8 protein-coding genes are annotated in these 12,965 nt (G+C 44.9%); 6 read left to right on the top strand and 2 right to left on the bottom strand.

Annotation, left to right across the window (positions count from 1 at the left end; translation table 11 throughout):
• The first annotated feature begins 48 nt into the window (after positions 1–48).
• The 5 genes from V2I46_12740 (at position 49) to V2I46_12720 (ending at position 8,386) form a co-directional block, all read left to right on the top strand.
• On the top strand, positions 49–687 hold the full coding sequence (locus tag V2I46_12740) for a hypothetical protein (GenBank protein MEE4178364.1): 639 nt from the start codon (positions 49–51) through the stop codon (positions 685–687).
• 1,673 nt (positions 688–2,360) lie between these two features.
• A complete protein-coding gene (locus V2I46_12735) occupies positions 2,361–3,515 on the top strand; it encodes a hypothetical protein (GenBank protein ID MEE4178363.1) in 1,155 nt (384 codons plus the stop codon).
• Positions 3,516–4,102: 587 nt separating this feature from the next.
• Entirely contained in the window at positions 4,103–5,158 is a 1,056-nt protein-coding gene (locus V2I46_12730) for an FAD-dependent oxidoreductase (protein MEE4178362.1), read from the top strand.
• Positions 5,159–5,420: 262 nt separating this feature from the next.
• Positions 5,421–6,644, top strand: a complete 1,224-nt coding sequence (locus V2I46_12725) for a DEAD/DEAH box helicase (protein MEE4178361.1) — start codon at positions 5,421–5,423, stop codon at positions 6,642–6,644.
• Positions 6,645–6,958: 314 nt separating this feature from the next.
• Positions 6,959–8,386, top strand: a complete 1,428-nt coding sequence (locus V2I46_12720) for an aspartate aminotransferase family protein (GenBank protein MEE4178360.1) — start codon at positions 6,959–6,961, stop codon at positions 8,384–8,386.
• Positions 8,387–8,504: 118 nt separating this feature from the next.
• Here the strand turns inward: V2I46_12720 and katG are convergent, their stop codons facing one another.
• On the bottom strand, positions 8,505–10,712 hold the full coding sequence (gene katG / locus V2I46_12715) for a catalase/peroxidase HPI (protein ID MEE4178359.1): 2,208 nt from the start codon (positions 10,710–10,712) through the stop codon (positions 8,505–8,507).
• Between the two features lie 205 nt (positions 10,713–10,917).
• Here katG and V2I46_12710 point away from each other — a divergent pair, with 205 nt between their 5' ends.
• Entirely contained in the window at positions 10,918–11,313 is a 396-nt protein-coding gene (locus tag V2I46_12710) for a hypothetical protein (GenBank protein MEE4178358.1), read from the top strand.
• Positions 11,314–11,353: 40 nt separating this feature from the next.
• Here the strand turns inward: V2I46_12710 and V2I46_12705 are convergent, their stop codons facing one another.
• Positions 11,354–12,787 (bottom strand): radical SAM protein, encoded by a 1,434-nt coding sequence (locus V2I46_12705; protein ID MEE4178357.1) that lies wholly within the window; start codon positions 12,785–12,787, stop codon positions 11,354–11,356.
• Positions 12,788–12,965: the final 178 nt, after the last annotated feature.

The raw sequence follows: 12,965 nt of genomic DNA, 5'->3' as shown, positions 1-12,965 counted from the left end.
CATCGCATTTTAAAATTGTTTTATTACATTTATTAAAACTTCAAAAAAATGTCTTCAGAAACTATCCTAATCATCATTGGTGCTATCCTTGTTTTGATTGCGATTGTGGATAGCATTTCATTTCGAGGAGCTTCACTGGATTTAATAAATATTAAATTAAAAATCCCGTTGGCTATATTGGGTATTTTATTAATCTTTTATGGCGCATACGCCTATGTGGGTGCAAATATGCCAGGCCAGATTGAACAACCAGTATTAGGAAGCAAAAGACAAATAGAATATCCGGTAAAAAGTGTTCAGGTAATTTCGCCGGTTGAAAATGACTCTGTAAAATGCAGGATTTTAACTTACGGCGTTTATCCAGAATCGCATGAAAAAGATATTTGGGTTCTGTTAAAACCCAGTAACAATTTATATTATCCTCAGTCTGATCATACCAATACTTCGTATAAAAGAAATGGTGAATGGCAGGTTATCACTCGTTTTGGAGGCGATAAAGGAGAAAAGTATGATATCATTGTATATGAAACTGATTCATATACATCAGCGTTTTTTAGCACCACCATTCAACAATGGAATGAAAAACAGTTATTTCCTGGCCTGGAGTTAGAGGAAATTCCTGCAGGAGCCCGTGAAGTTGACAGGATTAGTGTTTATTTGCAAGAGAATTGCAGGGGGGTATATTAATTATCCGGGAAGATAATTGGTATCTTACACAGGATTGGCAAAAAGAATACGAGGTATATCCTAATACATGTCGGAAACCTACAGTATTTTTTATTATATTGCATAAATATAAATACTGACGACACAGAAAACATTTGAAGGCTTCTTTTATCCTTTTATTTTTATTTTTTTTCGGCACTTTTTCGCTAACAGGGCAAAATTTTCCGGAAAAAGGAGTTCCTTTGCTTGAAAACTTTTCACCTTCTGACTTTCATAACAAAGGAAAAATATGGGATATTGCATCAGCGCCCAATGGCATAGTTTATATGGCCGCCGATCTGGGTTTGCTGGAGTACGATGGCAAAACCTGGAACAGTTACAAAGGGAGTAGCGGTATAACCCGTGCCTTATTGGTTCTTAATGATTCGATCATTTATTCTGGTTCGGATTTGGATTTTGGAGTCTGGAAAAAAAATAAATACCAGGCCTTTGAATACATTTCTTTATACCCATTTCAGCAAGATCTTTTTGAGTTGTATGAAGAGTTTTGGGACGTTCACTTGCTTGAGGACAATGTCATTTTTGTTTCAGCACAAAATATTTACATATACAAAAATGAACAACTTACAAAGATAGCGGCACCAAGTAAATTTACCGACTGCTTTTTCTCTAACGATAACCTGTATTTTGCAGATGAAACATTTGGCCTTTATCAGTTCGCCGATCTTTCACTCAACCTTGTTTTCAGTTTCCCGGATACAATAAAATTCCAGATTTCCGGAATATTTCAGAAAAACGAGGATACTATTATTGTCACCAAAAACTCCGGGCTTTACCGATATTCAGGAGGCCAGCTCAGCCCCATTAACAACAGCTTATCGCAAAATTTAAAAACTGCGAATGTTTTTAGCTTTGAACACATTGACAAAAGTTACCTGGCTTTTGGAACTGTGTTGAAAGGTTTGTACATCGCTGATCTTGATGGAAAAATAATTCATCATATAAATAAAAATAAGGGATTACCCAATAATACTATTTTAAGTTTACATTACAGTCCTGCAGGGAAATTATGGATTGGAATGGATTATGGAATCGCTGCGCTAAACCTTAAGAACAACATTAGTTATTTTTTTGATTACAGGGGAGATTTTGGGACAGGGCATACCGCATGTCTGAAAGAAAACATATTTTTTCTTGGAACAAACCAGGGGTTGTACAAGGCAAACTGGACAGATCTCAACAACGATGCTGAGTTTATTCGTTTTCAGCTCGTTTCAGGGTCAGAAGGACAAGTCTGGACCCTCGAAAACATCGACAATAATTTGTTAATCGGTCACGATCAGGGTTTATTTGTTTTAGAAGGAAATACCATCCGTCAAATTAGCAATCAGCACGGAGTATGGACTATCGTTCCTTACAAGGATTTTTTATTGACTGGAAATTACAATGGCATCTCCATTTTTAAAAAATCGGATAACAATTGGGTGTTTTTTAAAAAAATGGAACTTATTCTTGGTTCCTGTAATCAGCTGATCTTAGAGAATGACAACATTTTATGGGTCAATATCCCCAATTTTGGTGTAATCAGGGCTTCCCTGGATAATAAGCTGTATCCCCTTGAGAGACAGATCTTTCCTGAAAAGGATTTTGAAGGAACCAATCCTTTCCTGTTTCAAAACAACAAAGGCATTCACGTGATTACGAATAAATCTCAGTATACTTTCGATTCCATTGCCAACAAATTTTTACAAGATACAGGAGTGGTAAGCTATCCCAACATTGATTATCTTTTGCCTGGATTCTATAAACCTATTGAACTGCACCCGGAGTATAATTTTTTTCCGGTTTACAACGGTTTTGCATTTCAATACCTAAATTCTGCAGAAGAAAAGCTAGCTGCCTTCAACAACCCTGTTTTACGTAAAATTCAAGCCTTCAATAACAAAGAAAAAACCCTGTATTTCAATGGTGCAACGATTTCTTCCAGGCTAAACAACCTGAGAATTGAATTCATTGTTCCAAACCAAAACAATGTTTTATACCAGTTCAAACTTAGTGATGAAGAAAACTGGACTCCCTGGACATCTGATAATAATTTTGATCTGTTTAATTTAGATTTTGGGAACTTTACACTTCTGGTTAGAGCAAATTTAAATGGGAAAATAACAGGATCACGGGAGGTTTCATTCCAAATTGCGGCTCCGTGGTATCATTCCTGGTTTGCTTATGTTTTTTACGTTGCCTTACTGTCATTGTCCATCTATCTTGTTCGCGAACGGCAAAAATTGACCCTGAAAAAAGAAAAGAAAAAGATGTTGATCAGGGAACAGCAATCGCTAAGACAGCAAGCCGAAAAATACAGACAAGAAATTCTGCTTCTAGAGCAGGAACGGCTTAAAGTGGAATCGGACCAGCTCAAAGATCTATTAAAAAACAAGACCGTTGAACTGGCAAAGAAAGCAAAAGAGAATGAAGATAAAAATCGCCTGCTTGTCATTCTGAAAGAGAAATGCGACGATGCACAAAAAAATCCTGCCCTGGCTAAAATGAAATGGAGTGAAATGCAAAGATTATTGGACTCCTACCTAATTGTGGATGACAAAACCTTTGAGATACAAATGGATGAATTGCATCAGGAGTTTTTCAAAAAATTAAAGGAGCAATTTCCAGCCTTGTCTGTCCATGATTTGCGTTTGTGTGCATATTTAAAAATTGGTTTAAACTCGAAGGAAATCGCCGACATCCTGAATATCCTTCCATCAAGTGCTTTTATCAGCCGTTCGCGACTCAGAAAGAAGTTGAACCTAAAAACGGACGAGGATCTGCATGACTTTCTGAATGCCATTTAATAACTTTTTGTATTCCTGTTCGGAATGAAAGAGCTCGGATAAATCACCAAACCTCTTTTCTTTTCAAAATTTTCCTTCTTCTCATAATGCGATTACGCCTACAAAATGATTTTTCCTGATTACCGGATGGGAAACCTAATCCCCAAATAAAATTAAACTCAAAATACTGTATTTGTGACTGTTGCGTACTCAATCAGGATCTTATTCGAAGACCAGAAAGAAAATCCATCTCTTGCAAATCCTTGCCAGGCCTAATCTGCTTCATAGTTCAGACGTAGTTAACACGTAGTTAACACGTAGTTCAGACGTAGTTTATTCGGTTTTGCACGTCTGAACTACGTCTAAAATACGTTTAAAATACGTGTCAAATCAAAATCAAATTCTTTTTGAAAAGCTTTGGGATGCCCCCTTTCCTAAGAGATGGAAACAGCAGGGGGTTCCGGGTAAAACTTTTTTCGAAAAACAGGCATTGGGGGTTATTATCCAAATCTTTTTCTTTTCACAATTTTCTTTCTGCGTATCATACGTTTCTGTCAATTAAACTATCTTTAAGTATTCGCAAAATAGAATTACCAAATTCTTTCATTTTGATTACCACACAGGTTTTGATTATCGGACAAGGACTGGCGGGCAGTTTGCTGGCCTGGGAGTTGTGGAAACATGGGGTGAATTTCATGGTGATGGACCCCGGCCTGCCCAATACTTCATCCAAGGCTGCAGCAGGGTTGTTTCACCCCCTGGTAGCCCGTAAAATTCTCTTAGCCGATAAGGTTGACGTCATGCTGCCTGCGCTGAGAAACTCGTACAAGGCCCTGGAAGACCTGCTGGAAGTCAAACTGCTTTTTAAAATCCCTTCGGCCAGGCTAATCCTGCCCCAAACCATCCCCGAATGGACAATGGCAAAGAATGGGGAGCTCAGCGGATATATCACTAGATTTTTCCCTGCGGGAAATATTGCCGGACTAAAACATGAAAAAGCGGCTGCAATTATTGGTCATTCAGGTTTTTTGGAGGTGGCGGGGCTGATTTATGCAATGGCCCGCTGGCTCAGAGAGAAAAACAGGCTTATCAACAACTTACTCGATTATGAAATGATAAGTTTCCTACCGGGCAGGGTCTTTGTCAATGGATTGATTCAAGCCGAGCAGATTGTATTTTGTGAAGGGCCTGGAGCACTCCAAAATCCCTGGTTCAAAGACTATGGATTATTAGCCAATAAGGGCGAAGTCATTGAGATCATTGCCGAGGGTTTGGAGGAGCAATACATCATCCGTGATGAGGTTTTTATCCTGCCTCTGGGCCAGCATCGCTTCCGTGTGGGCGCCACGTATAGTCACCAAAGCCTGGACTATGAGCCAACAGAGGAAGGGCTGCGCGAGCTAAGGGAAAAACTGGATAAAATACTTGAGGTGCCTTATGAGGTGGTTGACCACTGGGCCGGCATGAGGCCCGTGGCAAAAGATCGTTCTCCTGTAATGGGTTTCCACCCCCTCCACCCCCAGCTGGCCATCTTTAACGGGCTGGGATCTAAAGGCGTAATACAGGCACCTTGGTATGCAGCACAGTTGAGAAGATTGCTTACAGAAAAATCATTTAGCCTGCCAAAGGAGGTCAATGTAAGCCGCTTTTTTCGGACATTGTAAAAGCCACTGGTATTATGCGTATCTTTGCACTCGCCGTAAAAAATACATTTGACAAACGGCAAGAAGTCCCAGAATGATTGGGCAGGTTTAAACGTTAATAAAGGTCTGCGAAAGCAGTCGATGCGACAGAGAAACAGTCTGTCAATACCTCCGGAATATCATTCCCCCAAATTAAAGGTTTAAACAAAAAGCATTCTTTTTCATCAGACCGGTGAACAAGAACCTTTATTATTGATTCCGGTCTGAAAACAAATACTATATAATGACTTTTGAAAATTTAAATTTAATTGAGCCCATCCTCAGGGCTGTAAAGCATGAGGGCTATACCACTCCCACGCCGATCCAGGCAAAGGCCATTCCATTGGTCCTGAACAGGAATGATATTTTGGGTTGCGCCCAAACAGGCACAGGGAAAACGGCTGCCTTTGCCATCCCCATCATACAACTGCTTTCGCAAGAGACAAACCTGAATGGCGGCAAGCGTCCCATCAGGAGCCTGATCCTCACCCCTACCCGTGAGCTGGCCATACAAATCGGCGAAAGTTTCGCGGCTTATGGTCACCATACCAACCTCAGGTATCATGTCATATTTGGCGGTGTAAACCAGCACAGCCAAGTCAATGCCCTTAGAAAAGGCGTGGATATCCTGGTAGCCACACCCGGCCGCCTGCTCGACCTGATGAACCAGGGTCATGTAATCCTCGATAACATCCGGTTTTTTGTGCTGGATGAAGCCGACCGCATGCTCGATATGGGCTTTGTGAACGACGTAAAAAAAGTGATCGCACGCCTGCCTAGAAAAAGGCAGTCCTTGTTCTTTTCCGCTACCATGCCTCCTGCTATTGTACAGCTGGCCGATACCATATTGGTGAACCCTTCGAAGGTTTCCGTAACCCCCGTTTCGAGCACCGTAGATACGATCAATCAGTCCGTCTATTTTGTAGACAAGAAAAATAAAAAGAACCTGCTGATCGAAGTTTTAAAGGGAGACACCATCGACAGGGCACTGGTATTTACCCGCACCAAGCATGGTGCCGACAAGGTTTCACGCGACCTGAGCCGCGCCGGTATTATGGCCGAAGCCATCCATGGAAACAAATCGCAAAATGCCCGCCAGAAAGCGCTTAGCAATTTCAAATCAAGACAAACCAGGGTCCTTGTGGCGACCGATATCGCTGCCAGGGGAATTGATATCGACGACCTCTCGCATGTGATCAACTTTGAACTGCCCAACATCCCCGAATCCTATGTGCACCGCATTGGCCGCACCGGCCGCGCCGGCGCCAACGGTTCTGCCATTGCATTTTGCGATACGGAAGAAAAAGCATATCTGAAGGACATCCAGCGCCTGATCGGAAGACAGATCCCAGAAACGGAAAATGTGATGTATCCGCTATTGAACCACACCATTACGCAAGAGATCCCTAAAGTCCAGCGGAAACCTTCCAATTCCTTTCAAAACCAGAGGAGAAGAAGATATTCATAAATCCCCCGACCTTCCTTTACAGGATTAGGGCCTTTTGCTGAAAGGCCCTAATCCTTATTCTCCTTTTGGTAGGTTCAAAGTCTTTGAAAACTAATCATTACCTGGTCATCAGGGCTGCTTTCCTGTCCTTCTTCAAGGGCCTGAAGGGTTTTCGTATATCAAGTCCTGCCTATTGAGGAAATAGATATTAACAGGTAATCAACTTTTTAGCTATTCACTCTAAAAATTTGATGAGATTTTGTAAATTTCAAAAATATTTTTTTGTAACACCTCCCCAAGAGCAAAATTATTGGTTTTCAATTTAATTTGAGAGCATGGAAAAAGTCTCATTTCCAAACGAAGGCAGGGATCCGGAGGATATCCTCCGGGAGCTGGAAGAAAGGCGCGGGGAAGATATCCACTGGAAAAAAGGTAAGGTATGGAGCCTGGTTTATTACCTGAATGATGAACACAATGAACTGTTGCAGAAAGCCTACACGAGTTATTTTTCAGAGAACTACCTGAATGCTTTTGCATTCCCCAGCCTAAAAAAAATGGAGGCTGAGGTCCTTTCATTGACTGCTCAAATGCTGCATAACCCCCAGGCCGTTGGAACGATGAGTTCGGGAGGCACCGAAAGCATCATCCTGGCCATGTTCACCTACCGCGAATGGGCCCAGCACAAATACAAAAACCGTAAAAGGAACAAGATCCTGGCGCCTGCCACGGTTCACCCCGCCTTCGAGAAAGCGGCCCACTTGCTTGATATGCAGTTAGTTCGGGTTCCTTTGGATGATCACTTCCGAATGGATGCCAGGGCCCTGCAGAAACGCATCAATAACGACATCCTGGTGGTGGTTTGCGGCGCGCCCAATTATCCCTATGGTATTATCGATCCGGTAGAGGATATTGCCAGGATCGCCCAGGAAAACAACCTCCCCCTGCACGTGGATGCCTGTGTAGGAGGATTTATCCTTCCCTGGGCCGGGAAACTGGGATACTGGGATGAGCCCTGGGACTTTCGCCTGCCTGGCGTTACCTCTATCTCGCTCGACATACACAAGTTTGGATTCAGCGCCAAGGGAACTTCATTGATCATGTATAGCAGCATGGATTACCTGCGCAACCAATTCTTCATCTCCACCGAGTTTCGCGGCGGGGTGTATGTTTCGCCCACTATCCTGGGCACCCGCCCGGGTGGAGCCATCGCGGCTGCCTGGGCAACCATACAGCACCTGGGCCAGAAAGGCTATATGGAAAATACCCGCCGCCTCATTGAAGGCAAAAACCGCCTCGCCGAATTCTTTCACTCCATCCCCGAACTGGAAGTACTCGGAAATCCCAAAATCAACCTGCTGGCATACCGCACAAAACTTAATAAACCCGACATCTTTGTTATTGCCGACTACCTGGAGGACAAAGGCTGGCTAGTCGACCGACAGCAACTCCCCCCTTGCATCCACCTTACCATTCTGCCCAGTAACCTGCCTGCTATTGACGAATATATGAAAGATGTAAAGGCTGCCCTGAATTATGCCCTAGCCAATCCTCAGGCTGAAGCTAAAGGAAATGCGGCCATGTATGGAATGATGGCGAGAATCCCATTACGTGGAGTGGTGAAGAAAAACCTGATCAAGCTGTTTGAGGAAATATACCAGCCCTCACAAGAAGAGCAGGTGAAAGAGATTACATCCACTTCACAACTGGTCGGTCCAATGAACCGTATATTGGCATTCTGGAACCGCTTGAAATCGAGGTTTTGAATTGCTTAAATGTAACCGGGGCAGCCCTGAAATATAGCAAACGATTGCAATCATTGCGTTTGCCAGACCAGAACTGCCCCGGGTTCCTGTATTTTATCCTTTACAGGAAATAAAAAAATTAAAACAAGTCGAAACGGTCGAGGTTCATTACTTTATTCCAGGCAGACACAAAATCCCTAACCATTTTCTCCTTTCCATCAGCACAGGCATACACCTCTGCCACGGCTCTGAGTTCAGCATGATGACCAAAAACCAGGTCGGCTCGGGTAGCCGTCCATTTGGTCTTTCCTGTCTTGCGATTGAAACCTTCAAATATCTCCTTCGATTCGGAAACGGGCTTCCATGCAGTATTCAGGTCGAGCAGGTTCACAAAGAAATCATTGGAAAGGACTCCGGGGCGGTCGGTAAGGATGCCGTGTTTAGATCCATCAAAATTGGCATTCAGAGCGCGCATACCGCCCACAAGAACCGTCATCTCGGGTGCTGTTAGCTTGAGCAGCTGGGCTTTGTCGATCAATAGCTCCTCCGTGCGCATTGCAAACTTGGCTTTAAGGTAGTTGCGGAAGCCATCAGCAGCGGGTTCGAGTGCTTCGAACGAAGCCGCATCAGTCTGATCCTGCGAGGCATCCATACGCCCAGGAGTGAAAGGTACAGATAGGCTTACGCCTGCATCCTGAGCGGCTTTTTCAACTGCAGCGCAGCCAGCCAGCACGATCAGATCGGCCAGGGAAACCTTTTTTCCATTGGTTTGCGAGGCATTAAAATCCTTCTGAAGACTTTCCAGGACGTCCAGTACCTGGGCTAGTTCTTTGGGATTATTAACCTCCCAGTCTTTTTGCGGAGCCAGTCTGAGGCGCGCCCCGTTGGCCCCTCCACGCTTATCCGAGGCGCGGAAGGTGGAAGCTGAGGACCAGGCGGTGCGTACCAGCTGCGATACGGTCAACCCAGTTCCAAGGACCTTTTTCTTCAGGGCTCCAATATCATTGCCGTCAATCAGTTTATGATTAACAGCTGGAATAGGGTCTTGCCAAATAAGATCTTCCTCAGGCACCTCAGGTCCAAGGTAGCAAGCCCGCGGTCCCATATCGCGATGAGTCAGCTTAAACCAGGCACGGGCAAATGCGTCGGCAAAGGCTTGAGGGTTCTCATAAAAACGCCTGGATATCTCCCCATACACCGGATCGAAACGAAGCGAGAGGTCAGTGGTTAGCATGGTACGGGGATGCTTTTTGTTGGGATCCTGTGCGTAAGGCACATCTTTGGGGCTGTTTTTAGCCACCCACTGATAGGCCCCTGCAGGGCTTTTGGTCAGCTCCCATTCATTTTCAAAGAGGTTCTTGAAAAATAAATGGCTCCATTTTGTGGGGGTCTGCGTCCAGGTCACTTCCAGGCCACTGGTAATGGTATCGTCGCCTTTACCTGTTTTAAAGGCGCTTTTCCACCCCAGGCCCATCTCTTCCATGCCGGAGGCTTCGGGTTCAGGCCCCAGCAGGCCGGCATCGCCGGCACCGTGGCATTTCCCAAAGGTATGCCCACCTGCAATCAGAGCTACGGTCTCTTCATCGTTCATGGCCATACGTTCAAAAGTCTGTCGAATGTCTTTGGCAGCAGCCAGTGGATCTGGATTCCCATTGGGTCCTTCGGGATTTACATAAATTAGCCCCATCTGCACGGCGGCCAGCGGATTGTCAAGGTCATTTTCCTCTTCGTAACGCTCCTTGTTGCCCAGCCATTCAGTTTCAGCACCCCAAAATACATCCTCCTCAGGCTCCCAATGATCTTCCCGCCCACCGGCAAAACCAAAGGTTTTAAAGCCCATAGACTCGAGAGCAACGTTGCCCGCTAGAACCATTAAATCGGCCCAGGAGATTTTGCGGCCGTATTTTTGTTTGATGGGCCAAAGTAGCCTGCGGGCCTTGTCCAGGTTCACATTGTCAGGCCAGCTGTTGAGGGGAGCAAAGCGTTGCTGTCCCCCTCCTGCTCCGCCTCGACCATCACCTGTACGGTAAGTACCGGCACTGTGCCAGGCCATGCGAATAAACAACCCGCCATAATGTCCAAAATCGGCCGGCCACCAGTCCTGCGAATCGGTCATAAGCTTTTGAAGGTCCGCTTTTATGCCATGAAGGTCAAGCGTCTTGAATTCTTCAGCGTAATTAAAATGCTCACCCATAGGGTTCGACAGCTGTGAATGCTGACGAAGGATATTTAGTTTCAACTGGTTCGGCCACCAGTCGCGATTCTGGGTACCACCCCCGCCAAACTTGGCCTTCCCGCTTGCACCTGTCACAGGGCATTTGCTGTTATTGTCTGATTTATCTCCCATAATGAATATTGATTTTGGTTTGAAATAAAGTTTTCCATAAATATAGAAAATGTTTCTAAAAATGAACTTGAAGACTAAAACTATTTAACAAAATCCCAAACTGAAAGAATAAACTTTTAAGCGAAAGCAAGTCATTCACTTGATTTGGTCGTCTCTGAAGGGATTCAACAAATTCCTTGTTGATCATGTAAAGTCGGCTGTTGTAATGGTCCTGTGGGAAGGTATTTCCTTCATGAAAGCCATCGAAATCAAAGGCCGTGAAATTAAACTCGCAAGCCGAGAGCTCCCAGTTGTCCTCACCCATTTAAAGAAGCGGCAACCCTTGGGTGCGGCATATGATGGGACGGTATGCGTAGATCACTCAGCGATGATTCACCAGAAAATGACAAGCCTTTTCAACAGAAGGTGCCTGTCCTTTTTGCAATTCAGGTCCAGCCTGCTCCAGGATGGCATAATATTCTACTGGGAAAATGCTGAAGTCAATGCATCAGTGATCAAAGCCTTCCCTGCACAGGAGATGAGGGGCGTGCAAGGCAAAATGCCGGGTGCACTGCTGGTCGAGCTCTTCGCGCAAAGCAAAGTATTTTTGAAGGGCTTGTGATTTTGGCATGGGTAAAGGTAACCATTATCCCGTTCAGGCCTTATTTCCCCATTTTTTCGACCCTGTGCCAATGGGCTTTCAGTTTTTTCTTTAGAATGATGGAGGCCAGTCTGAGCAAAAACAACTTTCTAATCTCCATATGATGATTTTCATCCTTTATTTGCGGGTTCCCCAAAAGCTTTCCCATTTGTTTTTTGAAGAAATGACCAAGGGTCACCTGAAAGGAATAGCAACTCAAATAGAGGGCAATCCACGATTGGTAGAAGCGCCTGACTGGCATACGGGTCTGGGTGACGGCATGGGCATAGTCGAAATAATGGTAATCGAGAATGATATGTTCGCGGGATTCCTCATAGGACTCGGTTCCCGGAATAGGGGTTAAGATGGGGAAGATGGGGCTGTCGAGCCTGAGGCGGTGCACATAGGCCTTGAGCCGGTCAAAGTCTGCCTGTTCAAATGAAGGCTGAATGAGAAAATGGGGCCTGAAACGGATGCCCAGCCTGTTTAAGATCCGGGCCGCTCCTTCGTTGCTGCCAATGGCATTTCTTTTATTCAGGGCTTCCAGGGTAGCGTCATCGGTACCTTCGAAGCCCACGCAAAGGTTTTCGAGGCCGATCTCCTTCCACTGGGCCATAAGCTCAGGGTGGCGGGTAATGGTATCGGAACGGCAGTAGCCCGAGTATTTCAGGCGGATGCCTTTTTCCCGAATCAGCTCGCCAAGCTTTTGCTGATAATCGGGCCTGAGAAAGGAGTTGTCGTCGGCAAAGAAAACGTGCTTAACGCCTTTGGGCAGGCTGGCAATTTCATAAAACACATCCTCGGGCTGGCGAATGACCACTTGGCCCCCACTCGACCTCCACACCGAGCAGAAGGTGCAGCGGTTGGCGCAGCCCCTGGTAGTATTGACCAGGCCCGTGGGCATAAACGAATCACTGCGGTAGCTCTTCAGGTATTTCTTCACAAGGTCCCTGCGCGGGTAGGGAATCTCGCTGGCTTTTAGATTGAAAGGGCTTTCGCTTCTGAAAACTCGACTGCCATTTTCAAGCATTTCAAGGCCCTCAACCCCATTAAAATCCTTTCCTTTTTTGAGGCTTTCCAGGAAGGCAGGAAAACTTTTTTCGGCCCAGCCAAGGAAAATGAAATCGACCGTTGGCAGGTGAAAATCCTGGGGAATCATCGTCGGATGATGACCGCCAACGACGGTGATGGCCCTGGGGTGCTTTTCGCGGATATGCCTTAATAATGCCCGGGCTTCAATGACATGGATGGTGCTGTTAACAGAAATACCAACCACATCCGGGGAAAAAAGCGTAAGCTGGCGATTCAGCTCACTGAAGGAATCCACACGCAAATCTATGATCTGAACCTCGTGGTTTGGAATGCAGGCGGCCAAAACCTCCAAACCAAGGGGTTCGAGACGGCCCGGAGCAATGCTGAACTTATTCTCAGGCGGTTGTATCAATAATACCCGCATGGCCTTCTGAGATTAGCACAATTGTTTAAATATAAATCATTTATATGAATTGTACAAGATCTGGAAGAAAGAAATTAAAGTTTTTTGCGCTTGATTTGGCTTTATGGTTTTTAGAGGTTAAATTTGCCTGCTTCAGTAAATAATTGTTTATCATCTTTTTTTCAAATTTTTAGAAAAA

This window comes from Bacteroides sp. (genome assembly GCA_036351255.1).
Taxonomy (GTDB): domain Bacteria; phylum Bacteroidota; class Bacteroidia; order Bacteroidales; family UBA7960; genus UBA7960.
The sequence above is the reverse complement of the archived record's forward strand: the minus strand, read 5'-3'. Positions and strand labels throughout refer to the sequence as shown.